This is a genomic window from Thalassospiraceae bacterium LMO-SO8, from assembly GCA_031655335.1.
Lineage (GTDB): Bacteria > Pseudomonadota > Alphaproteobacteria > Rhodospirillales > Casp-alpha2 > UBA1479.
The window spans coordinates 2,968,814-2,987,676 of record CP134226.1; the positions used below are offsets into that span (position 1 = coordinate 2,968,814).

Annotated in this window: 17 protein-coding genes and 1 pseudogene; 13 read left to right on the top strand and 5 right to left on the bottom strand. The window is 54.8% G+C overall.

Annotated elements, in window-relative coordinates; genetic code table 11:
- Positions 1-30: 30 nt before the first annotated feature.
- The 7 genes from RJ527_14225 to RJ527_14255 all read left to right on the top strand — a co-directional run bounded on the left by RJ527_14225 (position 31) and on the right by RJ527_14255 (position 8,703).
- The gene (locus RJ527_14225) at positions 31-1,164 is read left to right on the top strand and encodes a porin (protein WND75181.1); all 1,134 of its coding nucleotides are present in this window, start codon (positions 31-33) and stop codon (positions 1,162-1,164) included.
- Positions 1,165-1,532: 368 nt separating this feature from the next.
- On the top strand, positions 1,533-1,739 hold the full coding sequence (locus RJ527_14230; protein ID WND75182.1) for a hypothetical protein: 207 nt from the start codon (positions 1,533-1,535) through the stop codon (positions 1,737-1,739).
- 380 nt (positions 1,740-2,119) lie between these two features.
- The gene (locus RJ527_14235) at positions 2,120-2,470 is read left to right on the top strand and encodes a hypothetical protein (protein WND75183.1); all 351 of its coding nucleotides are present in this window, start codon (positions 2,120-2,122) and stop codon (positions 2,468-2,470) included.
- Between the two features lie 81 nt (positions 2,471-2,551).
- Positions 2,552-3,772 carry a TolC family protein gene (locus tag RJ527_14240; GenBank protein WND75184.1) on the top strand — a complete coding sequence of 407 codons (1,221 nt, stop codon included), beginning with the start codon at positions 2,552-2,554 and terminating at the stop codon, positions 3,770-3,772.
- The gene (locus tag RJ527_14245; GenBank protein ID WND75185.1) at positions 3,769-5,049 is read left to right on the top strand and encodes an efflux RND transporter periplasmic adaptor subunit; all 1,281 of its coding nucleotides are present in this window, start codon (positions 3,769-3,771) and stop codon (positions 5,047-5,049) included. Before RJ527_14240 ends, RJ527_14245 begins: the two co-directional genes overlap by 4 nt.
- A gap of 19 nt (positions 5,050-5,068) precedes the next feature.
- Positions 5,069-8,266: a CusA/CzcA family heavy metal efflux RND transporter gene (locus RJ527_14250; GenBank protein ID WND75186.1), complete on the top strand. Its 3,198-nt coding sequence runs from the start codon at positions 5,069-5,071 to the stop codon at positions 8,264-8,266.
- A complete protein-coding gene (locus tag RJ527_14255; GenBank protein WND75187.1) occupies positions 8,266-8,703 on the top strand; it encodes a hypothetical protein in 438 nt (145 codons plus the stop codon). Before RJ527_14250 ends, RJ527_14255 begins: the two co-directional genes overlap by 1 nt.
- A gap of 332 nt (positions 8,704-9,035) precedes the next feature.
- Here RJ527_14255 and RJ527_14260 read toward each other — a convergent pair whose 3' ends face one another.
- Together RJ527_14260 and RJ527_14265 are read right to left on the bottom strand one after the other, a co-directional pair.
- Positions 9,036-9,422 carry an HU family DNA-binding protein gene (locus tag RJ527_14260; GenBank protein WND75188.1) on the bottom strand — a complete coding sequence of 129 codons (387 nt, stop codon included), beginning with the start codon at positions 9,420-9,422 and terminating at the stop codon, positions 9,036-9,038.
- Between the two features lie 285 nt (positions 9,423-9,707).
- On the bottom strand, positions 9,708-9,965 hold the full coding sequence (locus RJ527_14265; GenBank protein ID WND75189.1) for a hypothetical protein: 258 nt from the start codon (positions 9,963-9,965) through the stop codon (positions 9,708-9,710).
- Positions 9,966-10,690: 725 nt separating this feature from the next.
- Between RJ527_14265 and RJ527_14270 the strand changes: the two genes are divergently transcribed.
- The 5 genes and pseudogenes from RJ527_14270 (at position 10,691) to RJ527_14290 (ending at position 13,663) form a co-directional block, all read left to right on the top strand.
- Complete coding sequence (locus RJ527_14270) at positions 10,691-10,822, top strand: hypothetical protein (GenBank protein WND75190.1); 132 nt, start codon at positions 10,691-10,693, stop codon at positions 10,820-10,822.
- Between the two features lie 495 nt (positions 10,823-11,317).
- The gene (locus RJ527_14275; GenBank protein ID WND75191.1) at positions 11,318-11,584 is read left to right on the top strand and encodes a hypothetical protein; all 267 of its coding nucleotides are present in this window, start codon (positions 11,318-11,320) and stop codon (positions 11,582-11,584) included.
- Between the two features lie 118 nt (positions 11,585-11,702).
- A complete protein-coding gene (locus RJ527_14280) occupies positions 11,703-11,915 on the top strand; it encodes a hypothetical protein (GenBank protein WND75192.1) in 213 nt (70 codons plus the stop codon).
- Between the two features lie 57 nt (positions 11,916-11,972).
- Complete coding sequence (locus tag RJ527_14285) at positions 11,973-12,425, top strand: SLOG family protein (GenBank protein ID WND75193.1); 453 nt, start codon at positions 11,973-11,975, stop codon at positions 12,423-12,425.
- A 342-nt stretch (positions 12,426-12,767) separates the two neighbouring features.
- Positions 12,768-13,663: pseudogene (locus RJ527_14290) on the top strand (IS3 family transposase).
- Between the two features lie 122 nt (positions 13,664-13,785).
- Here the strand turns inward: RJ527_14290 and RJ527_14295 are convergent.
- The gene (locus RJ527_14295) at positions 13,786-14,352 is read right to left on the bottom strand and encodes an MltR family transcriptional regulator (GenBank protein ID WND75194.1); all 567 of its coding nucleotides are present in this window, start codon (positions 14,350-14,352) and stop codon (positions 13,786-13,788) included.
- Between the two features lie 459 nt (positions 14,353-14,811).
- The gene (locus tag RJ527_14300; GenBank protein WND75195.1) at positions 14,812-15,738 is read right to left on the bottom strand and encodes an IS1595 family transposase; all 927 of its coding nucleotides are present in this window, start codon (positions 15,736-15,738) and stop codon (positions 14,812-14,814) included.
- A 236-nt stretch (positions 15,739-15,974) separates the two neighbouring features.
- On the opposite strand from RJ527_14300, the gene RJ527_14305 reads away from it, so the two are divergent.
- Complete coding sequence (locus tag RJ527_14305) at positions 15,975-17,726, top strand: hypothetical protein (protein WND75196.1); 1,752 nt, start codon at positions 15,975-15,977, stop codon at positions 17,724-17,726.
- A 743-nt stretch (positions 17,727-18,469) separates the two neighbouring features.
- Here RJ527_14305 and RJ527_14310 read toward each other — a convergent pair.
- Complete coding sequence (locus tag RJ527_14310; protein ID WND75197.1) at positions 18,470-18,799, bottom strand: hypothetical protein; 330 nt, start codon at positions 18,797-18,799, stop codon at positions 18,470-18,472.
- Positions 18,800-18,863: the final 64 nt, after the last annotated feature.

Below are 18,863 nucleotides of genomic sequence, written 5' to 3' on the forward strand. Positions count from 1 at the left end.
TTCAAAATCTCTAACGAGGAGGCTTCTAAATTGAAGAAATTCACAGATACTGTTTTGAAATCGTGTGCGCCGCTTTCGGTCGCGGGGGCTGCGCTATTCGCATTTTCCGCGCCTGCGGAAGCTGGCTCGATCAAGAATGGCAACGCCACCGACCTCATAGTTTACGGTCAGGTCAACCGTACCTTCATGGTTTTCGATGACGGCGATGAAACCGGATACCGCAATATGGACGGTGACGCCGGCTCAACCCGTTTTGGCCTAAGGGCGTCCGGCAAGGTGAACGAGTCCGTTTCCGTCGGTGCCAGGTTGGAAGCGGAACTGCAGTCCAACGATCCGGCTACCATCAACCAGACGAACGAAAGCGACAGCCTGAGGAGCTTCAAGGAACGCTTGGCCTTCGTTTACATCGACCACAAGCAGTTCGGAAAGCTTACCCTGGGGCAGGCGTCGGCGGTTTCCGACGGTATGTCCGACGGCTTGGATCTGGGCTACGCCGCCGGCGCTTTCGACGGGGTGGAAACCGGCCGGAGGAACGTCAATGGCCTCCTGTTCCGTGAAGACAATACCGGCGCGGCGCTTAGCAGCAGAACAATCGGAAACTTTTTCGGCACCTATGACCGTGGCCGTCAGGACCAGATCAATTATGTTACGCCAAACGTCAACGGCCTTAGACTCGAGGCCGGGTTGTATGACGCCGGCGATTGGGGCGCGGGGGTTCTCTATGACAACAAGTTCGGAGCCTTCAAAGTCCGCGGCCGAGCGTTCTTCGAAAGTCTGACGAACTCGAGCACGAGTGAGGGTGCTTGGCAGCTCGGCGCCTCCGTGATGCACGACAGTGGGATTTCCGTGACCGGTCTTTATGGCCAGAGTCTCGCCGTGGACGGTGCGGAGGAGGATGCCCGTTGGGCGGCCACCGTCGGTTATACTGCCAATATGAACACCCTTGGCCCCACCGGTATCGGTGTCAACGTCTCCGGCAGTCAGGATCGTACGGTCGTCGGCAGCGAGGCCATCGCTGTCGGCCTCGGCGTCAACCAGCAGATCAAGAGCGCGGGTACCAATGTGTATGGTAGCGTGGCCTTTTGGGATGTCGATATGCCTGCGGGGCAGACGCCGCTCGACCAGATCGTCACCATGCTGGTTGGCATGCAGGTCAAATTCTAATTGGGTTATGGTAGGGAGCCCCGGCTCTCCACCACTGGCAATAACCAGATTCAGGAAACGGCCGTCCTTCGGGGCGGCCGTTTCTCTGTGATCGGCAGCGGTATCAGCACGCCGTCGGGGGTTTGTCTGCAAACAGGCGACATCGCCAGGCAGGGTAGGCTTCTTGTGACCGAAGGTTCAGCGCGGTGTTCTGGGCGGGTCAGTTCTGGATTTCAACGCCGTGCTTGATTTGGAAATGATGTAACAAAATTTATCGAGACGCCCATCCGAAACATTCCGTCACAAGAAATCGCGATTCCGGCAAAGTTGCGAAACACATAAGTGGTTTGTTGTGAGCATTCACCAACCGCAACAAAGGAAGCTTTGACATGAAAAACATCACCGACACGATCCTGAAAACCCGCGCGCCCTTCTACGCCTTGGCATTCGCTGTTTTGCTCGGTATCGCCGGCGCGAACGTGGCACAGGCCGCTGAATACCAGGAAGGTTCTTCGGTCGCCGTGGAGATGAACCACTCCCACGGCAATGGACACACCCATGATGACCAACCTCTGGATCAACGTGCGGGGGACTGATCGGAAAAGGTCGTTAAAGTGCATTGCGAGAACGGGGGCCGGTATCGGCCCCCGTTTCTGCTAATATCGCATCTATTGGTATGAGGCGGAGTTTTAAGACGATGTCAGTGAGGTCTATGCAAAATGCCTAGCTTCATAGGACGAGCAGCGACAGGAAAAGCGCGTCTGATTGTTTAACTATGATGCATCGGGATCAGTATTAATTACTCCCTATGAAGGCTTAAATTTAGGGGAGCTAGATCAAAACCTGAGTGGCTGTGTCTGAGTGGAACTAGATTGATTGGGGCGGATAGCTTGGGAAAACACCCTGGAAATATCTCTCATTTAGCTTTGCGATACTCTAGGAAAAGCCTTGACCCGTCTTTGGGTAAATGCCCTATATGTCCTTGATGATGCGAAAATTATTCAATTTTCCGGCCAAGAGAGTTCTCCTGGCGTTCGTCGTGTTCAGCGTTGTCGTGCTGAATATGACGGCGGTTATCGCCGCGTCTGTGGACGAAGGCGTTGCCCGTGATTTGATTTCCGTCGCTCATTTGGATCATCCGACAACAAAAAACAATCTCGCCAACGAACATGATGATGTATGTCATTATCTGACCCATCATCTTTCTTGGGTTGAGCATGAAATCGAATCCATTTCATGGATGGATAGCGAGGCGGTCCTTCTTGCTGTCTCAGAAAACCGAACGGGATTGGTTTCCTCCGGATTGTATCGACCTCCCAAAGTCTGAGTTTCCACGCATTGCACCTAACTGCGCGAAGCCCCGTGGCCACGCGCTGTCCTCTACTTGTGCACATTTGGGAACTCAAACATGCTCAATATCAATCGAGCTGCAACGGCGCTTGCGCTTGCAGTGACGGCACTGGCACCGATGACTTCGGTTGCTCAGCAGCCTCAGCACTTAAGCGTTTTCATCGATCAGACGATCAACCTACATCCGGCCGTTCGAGCGGCGGAGAAAAACCTATCCAAGGCTAAGGCATCAGCAAGTGCCGCAGGCCAATATCCATATAATCCGGAACTTTCAGCCGGCTACGAAGAGGCGGCAGAAAAGACCAAGGAGTTCGGTCTGTCACAGACGATAGACGTCTGGGGTCGGCGAAGTTCTGCGGAGGCCTTGGGTTTTGCAGAAATCGAAATCGCTCGCGCGGAGTACGACCTGGTGCGAACGGATCTGCTTGAAGCCTTGCTTCGTTCATTGGGCGCCAACCGGAAGCAGACCGCTCTCCTTCGTTTGGCGGAAAAGCGTCTCGACTTAAGTGTCCGTTTCCTCAACTTAACTGGAAAATTTGCGGCCGCAGGCGACATTGGGCGTGCGGACGTGTTAACGGCCGAGGTCGGCCGCTCAAACGCAGTGCTTCAGGTCGCAGCGGCAAAAGCCGCAGTTGCGGATGCTCAAACCGCGCTGATTGCGTTGGCTGGTGAGCAGAGGACAGTTTGGCCAAAACCTGTCGAAATTGTCGGAAGTGCCTTTGACGCACTATCCCCCGATGTTGAAAAAACACCCGAGATGGTTATGACACGCGCGACATTGAACGCCAGCAAAGCGGGTATCGATGTAGCCGGAAAACTTTGGTTGCCAGACCCGACGGTTGGCGTGCGAGTTGGAAAAGATGGGGACTCCAGCTTATTCGGGGTTTCTCTGTCCGTGCCTCTGCCTGTCTGGAACCGCGGGTCAGCAGAAAAGATTGCTGCCTCTGAAGATGCGGCAAGCAAAGAATTCTTGGTGGCAGAAACACGAAGACGTTTGAATGCGCGCCTCGCTACGGCGGAGGTGAATCTGCGGTCCGCGAGTGAGGCCGTGACGCATTGGCGGTCAATTGCGCAGCCGACGGTTGCTCGTCAGGAAGCACTTCTCAATCGATTGTCCGAGGCCCGGGAAATCGGTGCTTTGGAATACCTGCAGCAACTAGACCGCCTGTTGGAAACCGAAGCTTTGGGCATCGAATTGGAACAGTCCCTTTGGAGCGCATGGATAGATCGCCTGCGTGCCGGCGCCAATCTCCTGGCCTGGTTGGAGGAATTGAAATGAAAAACGGAAAGAACTTAGTGATTTCAGTCTGTGTCGCGGGATTGGTTATAGCCACTCCTGTGTTCGCATTCGGTGCCGACACGCACGGGCACGGCCCTGAAGAGACGAAGGCCCAGCAAGAGACGCCGGGTCATTCTGAGTCACCTAAAAACGCATGGGAGCCCGAAAGAGAAAGCCATTCGAAAAAAGAGGCGGATGGTGACCATGCGGAGGGCGAGAAGCCGCATGGCAGTGAAGGGCATGAAGAAAAGGAGGAGAAAGGCATTTCTCTTTCAGAGGTCCAACGCAGAGAAGCCGGTGTGATTGTTCGCCCGCTTCGGCCGATACAACTGCCCTCTCTACTCAAGGTTCCAGGCGAAGTGCGCCTAAACCAGTACAAGACCCGTATTGTTACGCCACGAATCACGGCGATGGCGCTGAAACGAGAGGCCATCATGGGCCAACAAGTCCGTAGAGGCGACGTCCTCGCGACCCTGTTCAGCGTCGAAATGGCTCAGGCTCAAGGGGAATACATCGTTGCCTCCACCGAATGGAAACGGGTCCGCGATATCGGAGAAAAAATCGTCTCAGAAAAACGGGCGATCGAGGCGCGTGTGAACCTGCAGCAAGCGAGGGCACGGCTGATTGCGTATGGTTTGACAAAAGATCAAATCGCGGCACTTCCCAGTCAAGGCTCTCTGGAGACGCCGGGCCAGTTTGACATTCTTGCGGATCAAGACGGCCTAATCGTGGTGGATGACTTTTTGGTCGGGCAGGTCATCGAGCCTGGAACGCCGATGTATAAGCTTACCGATCCGGACTCAAGATGGATCGAAGCCCGGATTAATCCTTCCGAAGCGCGCCTCGTCGATGTCGGTGGCCAAGTCAGCATCGAGACAAGTTCGACAGGTGCCCAAGTATATGAGGGGCGGATCCTTCAGATCGGGCAACAAGTAGATGAAAGAACTCGGACCCTGGGTGTGCGGATTGAAGTTACTGATCCTCAGCAACAATTACGCCCGGGACAATTCGTCAGTGTTTCCTTGAACGGGAGTGGGCGCGAGAGCGTTCTGGCCTTACCGAAGAAGGCCGTGCTTCGAGGGCCCGATGGAGATTGGACAGTGTTTCAACAGGTGTCGGCTGAAAGGTTCGTACCTGTGGAAATACGTGTCGTGCGGGAAACCTCAGAGTTGGTGGTGTTCGAAGGAATTCCTGCCGGCGTAAAGGTTGTGACTGACGGTGCCTTCTTTGTGCAGTCGGAACTCGCGAAGAGCGGGTTCAGCGTTCACAACCACTGATCAGCAGGAATCCAGAACCATGTTGAATAAGATCATCGACCTTGGGATTCAGGGGCGGTTACTCGTCGTCCTGGCCCTGTTTGGAATCATGGCTGGAGCGGCGATCCTGTTGCCCCGCCTGAACCTCGACGCATTTCCTGACGTTACAAATGTTCAAGTCTCGATCAATACGGAGGCACAAGGACTTGCTGCAGAGGAAGTCGAGCAGCTCATAACTTATCCAATCGAAGCAGTGATGTACTCAATGCCTGATGTCTCGGAAGTCCGCTCAATCTCGAAATCCGGGCTTTCGGTTGTCACCGTTGTATTTGCGGAAGGGACGGACATTTACTTCGCGCGCCAGCTTACGTTTGAACGCTTGCAGGCGGCAAAGGAACAGATCCCGGAGGGCATTGGGGCACCTGAAATGGGACCGAACACGAGTGGCCTGGGCCAGGTGTTCCAATATGTTCTTCGTTCTGAGGCAGGGGATGCCTTCGATGTCACAGCGTTGCGCAGTCTGAATGACTGGGTTGTGAAGCTGCTGCTGATGCCCGTGGATGGCATCACTGAAGTTTTGTCTTTCGGAGGGGAAGTTCGCCAATATCAAGTATTGGTCGATCCGGAACGATTGCTGTCCTACGGCCTGCATGTCCGCGAAGTCCAAGAAGCGATTGAAAACAATAATCGCAACGCGGGCGGGTGGTTTATGGATCGGGGGCAGGAACAACTTGTCATTCGAGGCGTCGGCTGGGTCAGAAGTGAGTTAGATGGCCTGCGGGATATCGGCAACATACCTGTCAAGGAAGAAGACGGCGTGGTTGTCCGAGTAAAGGACATCGCAAAAGTCGCCTTCGGAAATGAGATTCGGCAGGGAGCAGTCTCGATGACCGCGCGGTCCGCCGACGGGGCGCCGGTGCAATTCGGCGAAGTCGTCACAGGCATTATTTTGAAGCGGACGGGGGCAAATACCAAAGCAACCATTGACGGCGTGAAAGCACGGTTGCCGATCATCCAAAATGCTCTGCCGAAAGGGGTCTTGCTCGAGCCAATCTACGATCAATCTGATCTGATTACAAAAGCAGTAGAGACAGTTACGCGGGCCTTGATCGAAGCATTTGCACTGATCGTCGTGATCCTTCTTTTGTTTTTGATGAACCTGCGGGCCTCGCTCTTGGTTCTGGTGTCTGTGCCAGTGTCGATCGGTCTGGCTTTGATGGCCATGGCTTATTGGGGAGTGTCCGCCAATCTTATGTCGCTCGGCGGGTTAACGATTGCGATCGGCATGATGGTCGATGGTTCCGTCGTGATGATGGAGAACATCTTCAAGCATTTGACCTCCCATGGAGAGGGAGATGAACCGAAGACCTTGGGGCAAGAACCTCATGCTTTGCGACTGAGAGTCCAAGAGGCTTCCAAGGAAGTCGGGCGGCCGGTTTTCTTTGCCGTACTCATCATTATCGTGGTGTTCGCTCCGCTGTTCAGTCTTGAAGGAGTTGAAGGAAAACTCTTCCAGCCCATGGCAACATCCATCGTCCTTGCGATGCTGGCCTCACTTGTCGTTGCACTCGTCGTTGTTCCCGCACTGGCCACGTATGCATTTAGCAAACCGGTCAAACATCGCGACAGCCCTGTTTTTAAGCCGATCGAGGCCGCCTACAGGTGGGTGTTGGCAAAAGCGTTGCGTAACCGGATCATCGTAACCTCGGTGGCGCTTGTCATTTTCCTTGTCTCTCTGGGGACGGTTCCGTACCTGGGAACAGAGTTCGTACCGGAACTTGAGGAAGGAACTCTCAATATCCGCGTAACTCTCGGACCGTCCGTGAGTCTCGATACCTCTCTTGCAGTCGCAAAGAAGCTTGAACGGAAACTCATCGATTTCCCGGAAGTAACCTACGTTTCCGCTCGAGTAGGCCGGCCGGAATTAGGCGGGGATCCTGAACCTGTTTCCAACATCGAGTTGTTGGTCGGGATACTGCCCGTAGATCAATGGACTTCCGCAAAGGACCGCAAGGGGCTGCAGGCTTTAATGGAGAACAAGATGTCTGTTCATCCCGGCTTGTTGTTTTCCTTCTCCCAGCCAATTGCGACACGCGTTGACGAGCTGCTTTCGGGTGTGAAAGCCCAACTGGCAGTGAAATTATTCGGCCCGAATCTCGATGTCCTGGCCCAGAAAGGGCAGGAAATAGAGACGTTCATGAAGACCGTGGATGGCGCCCGTGATGTCGCCATGGAACAGGTTGTGGGTGAGGCCCAATTGGTGGTCAGCCCGGACCGTGACCAGCTGGCACGCTACGGCATTCCTGTCAGCCAGGTGATGGACTTGGTTGCCGACGCCATTGGCGGCGTCTCTGCGGGCCAAGTGATCAGTGGGAACGAACGTTATGACATCTACATTCGTTTGGCGCAGGAATTCCGTGACAGCACAGAAGCGATATCAGGCCTTGTTCTCCAGGCACCTAACGGCGGGTGGGTTCGTCTTCGCGATGTCGCGTCCGTAGAGATCATCAGTGGCCCGCCACAAATCCGAAGGGACGATGTGCAAAGACGCGTCGTTATCCAGGCGAACGTCGAAGGGCGCGATATGGGAGGGCTTGTGGCAGAACTCGAGAAACGAATCCCAGAGGCCGTTGAATTGCCCCCAGGCTACTCTGTGGTATTTGGCGGTCAATTTGAGAATCAGCGTCGCGCACAAGAACGCCTGATCATCGTCGTTCCGCTTTCTTTGTGCCTGATCTTTCTTTTGCTGTTCTTCGCCTTCGGATCCGTTGGTCAATCGTTCTTGATCATGGTGAACGTGCCTTTGGCATTGATCGGTGGAATCTTCTCGTTGTTTCTCACGGGACAGTTCCTATCCGTTCCGGGATCGATCGGTTTTATCGCTTTGTTCGGGGTGGCCGTCTTGAATGGCGTGGTGATGGTCAACGCTATTAACCAGAACGTCCTCGGCGGTATGGAACCTGTCGATGCGGTCTATCAAGGGGCGTTATCGCGCCTTCGCCCTGTTCTGATGACGGCATTGATTGCTGCTCTGGGTTTGATCCCGATGCTGCTTTCAACCGGAGTTGGTTCTGAGGTGCAGCGACCCTTGGCAACCGTGGTGGTTGGGGGATTGCTCAGTTCGACATTACTGACCTTGCTGCTCCTGCCGGCGCTCTACATGTGGTTCTCGCGTGGAATGCTCCGCTATTGGCGGCGCACTCATCAAACCAATTATCAAACCTCGGAGGTAATGTGATGCGTAGACTATTTCCTGTAACGGCTGTTCTCTTTGGCGCTGTTTTATTGGCGGGATGTGCCTCAAACAGCCAAGAGATCACAAAAAATGGCGATCTCTCGATCAAGGTTGAAAACACCACAAAGACTGAAATCGACATGGTCAAAGTATGGAAAAGGGAAGATGGGGACCTGATCCTGACCGGGCGAATAATGCAGCGTGGGTACGGACGACTGATCAGGGGGCATGTAGATGTTGAGTTCGTCGAGAATGGTATGAAAGCGCCGCGGCAATATGTCGGCGAAATTCAACGAGCGATACCGATCACGAAGCATTTCAAGCGAGCGAACTTCGATTCCAATTTAGGAGCCGTGAAGTTGGCCGCAGGGGAATTGAATTTGCGCTATCACGAAGAGGCCCACCAGTTTGAACCGATGGAGTTAAAGAACAGTATGTAGCAGCATTTCAGTGCTGTTCTTTGGGAAGAAAGGGAGGTTCGCTTTTTGGCGGGCCTCTTTTTCTAAGCTCTGGATGCATGAAAGGAATTCCCAAACGAGCGAAAGATGATGCTCCTATGGCGTGGGTTGGTTTTTGCTCGCAGTGATCGATTGCTCTTGTGTGTCCTGCCTGTAGGTCCACCCGAGGAGGAAAGAATGGTTACACTTTCCCGGCGAGATCGGCATAACAGTAATTAAACATCGTGGCTAATAGTCACAAAAACCCCCGGCACAGACCGGGGGTTTTCATGATCGCAGATACGGGGCTTCCCGCATGCGCAGGGCTCAAAAAATCAGAGGGAACCTTTGAGTGCAGCGCCCGGCTTGAACCGGACCGATTTGGATGCCTTGATCTTGATCTTCTCGCCGGTCTTGGGATTGATGCCGGCGCGGGCGGCGCGCTTGGTCACGGTGAACGTGCCGAAGCCGACGAACTGGACCTTTCCGTTTTTCTTCAAGGATGCGGAGATCGTGCCGAGTACGTCGCTCAGGGCATCGCGCGCAGCCGTGGCGGTGCAGCCGGTGGCGGCCTGCAGGACGGCGACCAGATGGGCGCGATCATTGAGGTCGGACGGTGTCGCCTTTGGTGCCGGTTTCTTGGAGGCGACCTTCGCAGGGGCTGCTTTCTTGATCGCAGATTTTTTCGGTGCGGACTTCTTGGGAGCGGATTTCTTGGCCATGCAGGCCTCCTGAAAACTTGTGAAGTGAGACAGCGCTTCTAGACCGGAACTTCGGACGGCGCTAGTGACGCTCATCACGCATTTCGAGCTCTGAGGCAGATTCCCTAAAGCCAAGCCAGCCATATATTGGTGGTATAGCTGACGTGTCATCAGAAACGATACGGCCATTAAGTCAAATTTGTATCCCTTGGGAGGGCCTGATCAAGGCATAGCCCATATGTAGCGGAGGTTTGACGAAACGCTCTGTTGATCTATCGATCTGGCGACGACTACACGCGAGAATTTTCAGCTCTCGCCCGCCCCTTCTTTCTTCTTCGCAGCCTGCTTCAGGGAGGTAGTCTCAGACGGCGTGGGTCGTTTCGGAAACAACGGCGTTGCGCCGAAGGCCCCCGGCTCCGCTAACGTCGTCAAGGGCAGCCCCTTCGCCCGCCGCTCTGCGTTTCGCGCGCGGATCCGCTGCTTCGCTTCCGGTGTGAAGTCGAAGGGCAGCGACGTCCGGGCCGGCGTCGAGGCCGAGTTCTGTCGTGAGGAATTCTTGCTCATGGTCGAAAAGTCTCCCATTTCGGAGGTATGACGACAACACCTGACGGTCCAATTCAACGAGGGCATCCGGCGCGTACAGCAAGACGACCGGCGCGAAGGCAAGCGGTGCGCCGGGCGCAGCCGCTAATGACTACCCTCAGACTCGGTTGGTGTATTTAGGCTCGAGCGCAGCTCGGTAAGGACTGACCGGCCCGTGATGATCCGGTCCGGCTCCCGACGCGCGACCTCCGACGAATTCGCCGAAACCGTGTGAGGTATGTTCTTCAACCAGAGACTACCGTCCTCTAAGGCAGTGCTGGAACCACCGTCGCTAGTCAGTTTCTCGCCGGGCATTTGTTTGCAGACTCCAACCAAGGCTGTCTGGGGGGCGGCTTTGTCGTGTTTCCAAAGCCACCTATCTAAGCCGTCCCTTCAGAGCAGGAAGCGATAGCTCCTTTCGACTTCACCGAAGTTCCACCTTATCCTAACAACACTTTTGCAGCGCAATGTGGCCGGGTTGCAAGCGGCGGATCGAGAAAACGAGCGTAACCTCAATATGTCGTGGGAAATCGGTTCAGGTCCTACTACCCCACATAAAATTGAATGCTCATTCGGCGGGATAAAGGAGCAGACCGGCAAATATTTATGGCGCCGATTCGTGGATGCGATGGCCTGGTTAGGGGCGCTTTTTGGGGTCTTATTCTTGGGTTAAAAAATGCGGAACATTTGATGCCTTTCAGGCTCGTGTGCAAAAATTTCAGGGCTATCAACCAAGGGAAGAGGAGCCTGATCGCTACGCGGCGGCGGTCCGGCGCTTTCATGAAACCAAGATCATGCTGACCGTGCGGCTCAAGGCCACCGAAGTCGCGGCGAAGTAGCGGAGAGAGGGGGGCGCAATGATTTCCGGAATGAGTGGGGTCACTTGTAATACGTTTTGCTATTCCTGCCATGACGCGGAAGATAGTGCAGAAAATCAGTGCCGTTTATTTTCTCATGTTTTTCAATGGGTAATGCTGTTCTTCAAAAAGAGTAAGACTTAGGGGGATAAGCCTGCCGTGTGGCACTTTTGAAAACGGCAACGAAAGGGGTGTGGCACACCTTAAAATTCGTGTGGCACGCTTCAAAAATCTTGTGGCACCCCCAAATTTCGTTGTGGCACGCTTTAAAAACGCTGTGGCGCGGTAAAGTGGCCCTTGTGGCCGTTCGCACCCCACATCATCCAGTAGCCCCTGTTCTGCTTTGATGGGGTTTCTGATCAGCTTCGGTTCTCCGGAGGCGAAGATGAACGCGGCAGAGGTTAGGATTGATAGCTATAAGACTGACTACGCGTTCGGTGAATCCCGGAAAAGGTACACCTGCAAGAGGTGATCTTCATGGCAGAGAAACAACAAGTTACGGGCCAAATATGGAACTGTCCGGAATGCGGCACACCTGGTCGTCAGATCATTTATGGATATGTTCACGATGTTGGCGACATCGAAAAATTGCGACAGCAAAGCCCGACTGGGCTTATTGAACTTGGTGGGTGTGTTCAAACCATTTTAATTTCTGAGCAGGGGCGCTCCTGCTCCTCGCCTGACTATAAATGTGATGCCTGCGATCATCGGTGGTGTGTCCAAGGCGACGCCATAGACGAATAGAGCGCCACTTAATTTAAATGCCTTCTCTCATAAGTGCGTGTGCCCGTCGTCATAGACGAATACGCCACGACTTATTAAGCCTTTCTGGCCGAGGAATGGGCACGTTTAGATTGACGGCATGGAAATGCGGCATTTCGTAGTGGAGACCAAGGGCGGTCTGCTCGCCGACGATTTCCATGACAAGGAAGCGGCGAAGGTTCTCTGTGGCCAGGCGAATTTTTCCGCATTGGTGATGGGTGATAAGCCGGCACCCTACATCAAGGCGACTAAAGTTTCTGATTCCGCGCCTTGGAACGACGAGCTCGGTATCGTAACGTCCAGGCGTGGGTAGTTACGCATGCCGTCTTGAGGCGCGAAAACCGTTCAACAGGATGATCGGGCCCTCTCAATGACTAATGATCTGAAACATATTGCCGTCATCGGTTCTAGAGGGTTCGCAAATCCAGGGGCTGTCCGGACGTTTGTGGCAGCATTGCCAAAAGACACCGTGGTCGTCTCCGGTGCGGCCCGGGGCGTCGACATCTGGGCCGAAGAAGCAGCGGAGGCTGCGGGCATAGCGACCCTGATCTTTCATGCCGACTGGGATAGGCTTGGCCGGCGTGCCGGCCCGATCCGAAACGAGCAGATCATCGCTGCCGCTGACGAGGTCGTGGCCTTTTGGGACGGGACAAGCCGCGGCACCTTGAATGCGGTATATCTGGCGACCGAAAAGGGCATCCCGATTCGAGTTCTCGATGCGGCCGGCCGGGACGCGCCCATCGGGACCGTGCTTGAAGCCGCGAGTGCATTGGGCGTGATTGACGCGCTGATGAAAGCCCGAGGCAAGAACGCAGATATGTGACCAAAACGGGCATCTCGATCGTCCATCCTGTCGCAGATAGATGGAGGTATACCGACCGTGGGAAGCACTGTGTACTGGCTCGGAACCTTGGCGCTGGCCGTGTGGACCGGCATCTCGGCTGATAATTTCGGCACAGGGTTCCTGGTCTGGATATTTTTCATCATCATTGGTGGGGCATTCACGGCCGCGACAGCCCGGCCCGTAGCTACACTGTTTGGGTTGGTCCTGGGAATCTCGCTATTTCGTGGAGATGATGATTGCGGAGGCGAATAGTCGATGACCTGAGCCCCGATTTCCCCACCATTATAAGGAAGAATACATCGTCCCTGAGAGGAGATGGACATGAAGGCATCTAGGTTCAGCGAAGAGCAGATCATAGCCATTCTGCGCGATCAGGAGGCGGGTCAGAAAACGGTGGATGTGTGCCGGCGGCACGGTATCTCGGAAGCAACGTTCTACAAGTGGAAGTCGAAGTACGGTGGCCTGGAGGTATCGGATGCCAAGCGCCTTCAGGCGCTGTCGGCGGAACGCCGCCGGTTAGGCTACCGGCGTCTGCATGTGATGTTGTCGAGGGAAGGTCTGCATATGAACCACAAGAAGCTGCGTCGTCGGAAGGTCTTCAGGTGCGCCGCCGGGGCGGCCGTAAGCGGACCCTGGGCACACGGTCTCCCATTCTCCTGCCCCAGGGGCCGAACCAACGCTGGTCGCTGGACTTTGTGTCGGACGCGCTGAACGACGGGCGACGCTTCCGCATTCTCTGCGTCGTCGACGGCTTCACGCGAGAATGCCTCTGCCTGGTCGCCGATACGTCGCTGTCCGGCACCCGCGTGGCGCGGGAGTTGGACGCCATCATCGGCCGACGCGGCACGCCGCTGATCGTAGTCAGCGACAACGGCACCGAGCTGACCGGCATGGCGATCCTGAAGTGGTCGCAGGATCGCCGGATCGACTGGCATTACATCGCGCCGGGCAAGTCGCAACAGAACGGCCTCGTCGAAAGCTTCAACGGGGGGCCGCTTGACGAATGCCTGAACGAGACGCTGTTCGCCTCCCTGCCGCACGCCTGGGACGTCCTGGCAGCCTGAAAGTTTGATTACAACCACCACCGGCCGTACTCCGCCCACGGCGAGGTGACGCCGCTCGAGTTCGCCGAAAAAGCCGATAGGGGGCATGCCCCCTATCGGCTTGAACACAACGCTCGCACAGGGCAACATTTTGAAACCGGACTGTCCCTCTGACTGGAGGGAAGACGGGGAACTATCTGGTTGACGTACCATACGAGTCGAGGATATGAAAATGGCCGACAGGCCGGCGCCCACTGATGAGATTGAGGTGACCCCCGAGATGATCGAGGCGGGGGTCATTCCCCTTTACGCTTATCATCCCGAGGTGGGTGTTTCCGACGAGGAGACGGTGAGGCAGATTTTTTTGAGGATGCTGCTGGCGGCGCGGACTCGGTTAGCTTCCTAATAAGCGCCCTGCGGTGCATTTCTGGCGTTAGCGTTTCAGTGCAGGCGCTCAGCTTGCCAAGATAAAAGGACAGGCCGTCGTCACCGGACTTATAGTCGGGGAATTTTGCCAGGAGTTTTTTTATTTCTTCGTGGTCAAAGTGCATCCACTCCTTGGAGTGGGCAAACTCGTTGCGAATGTCGCGGACAATATGAAGGTCCCTTTGGAGCCACGCAGGAATAGCGCCAAGCGCATATGCAATATCGATCTTTGCCGAGAAGCTTCCCAGCGGCCCATACCCGGTGAATAGCTTTTCGCGAAGGCGTTTTGAGAGGTTGGGCATACATAGGAACAAAAGGTTTGATAGATTTTCCTCAATGTTGGACGCCACCCATATCGCGTGAGCAGCGTGGCCGTTGCGGCCAAGATCGAGTAGAATCTTGGCGATATCCTCTTGGGAGTGTTCCTTCGTAGCCATGTCGAGTTCCCAATCAAACGAAGATCGTCGCGACGATCTTCTGCTGCGCCTCCTAAAGACGCCCCCGCAACCACGCCCCAAGCGTGAGCGGGAAAAGCCAGCCAACAAGGCTGGAAAAACCAAAGGTGGCAGCCGCCGCCAGTCTAGCAAGGACTAGCTAGGTTTCCCTAGCAGGGCCCGGGTTTTGAACGTTTGTGTGGTTTCACACGAACGGTTTTAGGCCCGGGCTTTTTGCCCTCGCGGACCTTACGAACAACCTTTTTACAGGACATATCGCTCTCCATTTTCTGTGCGGAGTTGAAGCCCCGCGCTCCTGGGGCACCATTACCCCGCTCTCTCATTCAGGGTTGGTGTTCAGGAGTGAAAAAAGAGGCGGCGGCCGCCTATCGGAATGGTGGCTTACGGCTCTACTCAGAGTCGAGTCTTTTGCGCCAGCGTATGAAGGCGCGAGCCTTCTGCTTAAGCGTTCGCGGCTTCACAAGGTTGGGCGTACATCAAACGCTTTCCCTTGGCGCCCTTCAACAGCGCGTCGGCCCGCTCGCCACCGGTAACGTCACGATGGTTGTAACGGAAGTCGAACTCCGCGAGGTAGCGGTGCAAGTGGGCTTCGCTCACGTTATGGAACGAGCCCATGATGCCGCGCTTGAGGATGGCGAAGTAGCTTTCGACCGTGTTGGTTGACCAAAAGTGGCCGCGCACATATTCGCCCCGGCTGTGATTGACCGTACCGTGACCTTTGAACTCGCCGCCGATCTTCGGATAGACGCCGCTTTCGTCGGTCATGAGGTAGCTATCACGGCTGGCGTGTTTGACGATCATGGGGCGCAGCGTCTTAGCGTTGACGTTGGTCACATGAAAGGACCGGACTTCACCGCCACGCTCGACCAGTGAGAACACGGCCTGTTTCTTCGGCGGCTCGCCGTAGGCTTTGTTCTTGGCCTTACCGCCGACATAGGTTTCATCAGCTTCAACGACCTTGTTGGAGCCACCCACGGGACCGGGGTTCGGATTGAAGGCGCACTCGCGCAAACGGTGGAAAAGGAACCAGGCCGTTTCGTAGGTGCAGCCCAACATACGCTCAAGCTGCTTGGCGCTCATGCCCTTCTTGGAGGAAGCCATCAGTTGAGCGGCCAGCACCCACTTACACAGCGGGATTTTGCTGCGCTCCATGACGGTGCCGACAGTGACCGTGAAGGGCTTGCGGCAGTCCTTGCACTTGTGGACGCCCGGACGGGTGCTTTTGCCCATCAGCTTGGTAATGCGGCTGGCGTCGTGGGTGCCGCAACGCGGGCAAGTGGGGCCGTTCGGCCACAGCAGGGTTTCGAGGTGTTCCCGCGCCGCGTCGTCATCGTGGTAGATGGGGCTTGTGAGATCGACTTTAGACATGACTTCAACTCCAAAACGTTGAAGCCATATTAGATAATCACCCGTGGTACGTCAACCAGATAGTTCCCGGAAGACGGGCCTCAGGTCAGGAAGTCGGTAAAACTCTGATGCCCGCTCGGTTCTTCCTACGAATTTTACTGCTGCTACCCCGCCACCTTTGTCGCAAATGTAATACAGACATCGCCGAAATCGGCAGATAGCCTTTTCCAACCACGTTATTGGGTGGAGATAAGGTTATGAAACCAGCAGACGATAATTTTCTGCGACCTAAAATGGGTCGCTACGATGAAGCGGAAGAACGCAGGTGGGAGCGATTGTTGTCGAGGAAACGACGCAAGGGCGGCACCGCCCCTCTCCAAGCTACGAAGGGCCTGCGACGAAAGACGATCGCGCCGTTGCTCAGTGATCGCGCCTTGCGGACACGTATCCAGGTCGCGACAAACCGGTACGATGCTGCCGGGCGGGAAGTTATTGTAAAGGCGACCAAAGGCCCGCCTAAGACAATCGCGGGTATTCGGATCCTGGTCCGATATATCTCCCGGACAGATGCGGCAGGTCTTTCGGGTACTGGGCGTGAGCCGGTCAAGTTGTTCAACGGTTACGGCGTTGAGATCCCTGTCGATAGCGTGGACGGTGAACTTGACGCCTGGAGATTGAAGGGTAATCGAGAAAATTTATCAAAGGCTGCGCGGAAATTGTGGCGCGATGGAGATATTGGTGCGTTCCGTGCGCTGGAGCACCGTAAACGATATCGGAATATCCAAGCTTGGCACTTTGTTTGGTCTATACAATGTGACCGACCGCATAAAGAAACCTATTTGTCCTTTCAATTGGCGGTTTCTGCGGCAGTCGGAACTATGTTCACCGACAAAGGCCATCAATGCCTGTGGGCCATTCATCTCGATAGAAAAGACCGCATCCACGCACATATCGTGGTGGAGGCGCTATCTTCTTACGGTCAACGTATCCGCTGTGACCTGCATGGCGACTATCTCTACTCAATGCGGGTTGAGTTCGCTAGAGAGCTTCGAATTAGTGGCCTGGGGTTCATTGCAACACGGCGGGAAGATGACAATTTTCTTCGCCGTCATATCTTGGTCGGTGATGAACAGCTTCGGAACGACAATAGCATTTCCCAGGCTAACACAGGAGGCGGTGATCTCACGAAGCGAGCACCTCAGTGGTGGAGAGATTTTGGGGAAGAGGTGCTCGAGAACTGGCAACAATTAGGTAACTCTGGCTCTGTGTTCTTCAGGGAACTTAAGTCATCGAAGCTTGCCCACAGAATCATGCAACGGCGCATTAAGCTCGATAAAGAGGCCCTCCCGATCCGGTTTCACGCATTGTATGAGACTTTTTTGGAAGGTTATGAAAACCCAATTGATGCGGTTTCATTGTGGGTGCGCTTGGCGCAAGAAGGTGGAAAGCGTGACGAAGCGGAAAATGTCATTCATCCAAACCGAAATCTGGCTATTTGGTATCTGTTGAACAAGCCTGAAACCTTCGGAAGATTGATCGATGGGCAGGGGTGGCCCCGAGCCAAGAAGGCTCTGAAACGATTTCTCCGCGAGGTTTCATTGCCGATTGTTTATGAAGAGCTAACGCAAGGTTCTCAACTTCGCGATCTCGCTCCGGAACCAGAAGGGCGCCAGTTAAAGCGCGTAAGGCGGGACCGCCGCCGCCTCAGTTCCAGTGTTCATCGGCTTGCCCGGATAGCCGATGAGCGTGGATATCCGAAAGAGGTTGTCGACGATATCAAGCTTCGCCTGCGCGATGATATGAAAGAGTTCCAAATTGGAGATGATGCGATGAAGTGGGTCGTGCCGCGTCCGGCTCCAGTAAGCAGGTTGCCACTGCCTCAAGTGGATGACCGGCAAGATAACGATGCAGATTTGGGGCTTAGTGTCACAAAGCCTGTCAGCAGCCAATTGAACGACAAACGGAAACAGCCCCCGAAAACCCGATCTCGGGGAGGACATTCGATATAGACGCCAATGTATCGAAGTGGAAGTGAGCAGGGCGGCCATCGGCCGCCCTGTGCTTCTGTGTAGGCATGGTTCATTGGCCCTTACCTAAATTTGCGGCCTGACGCTAAAAGGCTCTCAACATTACGAAGGAAGGCGCGGGCTAGATCAAATAAGCTCGACAAATGATAGGGGGCTATTTTCTCAACGCCCCGTGAGTGTGCGGACTCTAGCTCCTGAAGCATCCGGCGGAGCTGAGATTTCTGATCCTCGATTTCCCTCGTTACCCGGACATCTGCCAAGTCTATCGGCGCCAATATCCGTTCTGCCAAGTCCAACATCGCGGCTCTGGCGAATTGGCTCAGGAATGGAATGCCCTCGTGAGCCATGGCCGAGTGAATGATTTCATCTTGGGCGAGCGATACTCGGATACAGATGGTCTTCTCTTTAGGTTGGCTTAGGACCATCGTTCCCTCCATTGATTGCACTGGACGAAGTGCCAGACATCAGCGGATGAAGGTGAAACGCAGGTTCGCATCAAGATGCAGTCAGCTTTCCAATCCCTATCCCTTCTCACGTCGGGTAGGCAGATCGCAGCCGACCCATAAGCGCGTGAGTTTAACGGTCGATTGATTGCAAGAGCTTGAGGGAGATTGCAGGAGTGAGAAACTAGGGATAACGCGGCGACTCCCGGACAATGGAGGGGATGGTAGGTGATTGCGGGAGCTTGTTGTTGTCTGATTCCCCAAAGATGATCCGAAGTATCATTAAGACGGTGATACATGGCCGTTTCCCCGCTCATCAAATAAGTCGCTTAAGTCGACCCCAGAACCACAGTCAGCAGTGTTCGCTTTGAAGCCCTCTTCGAGCATCCATTCGTATAAGTGGAGCCGCAAGTAGCGAACGGCTCGATGTCCAGCGGGTCGAAAGTACTTGGGGCCGTTTCCGATTGATCGCATGGTTACTAAAGACGCGATCGGCGTGCTGGTGATTTCAGACGCCTCTTTCGTATCAGCAGCGCCAAGAAGCCAATCTACTCTGGTCGAAAGCAACTCCTTGAACGTTGGAATTGAGTTTTTAGAAACCTTGTTCGGCATTTTTAGCCTCCTTTAGATGTTGAACGGAGGCCATGTTGGGAAATGATTACCTGAGTCGGCAGGG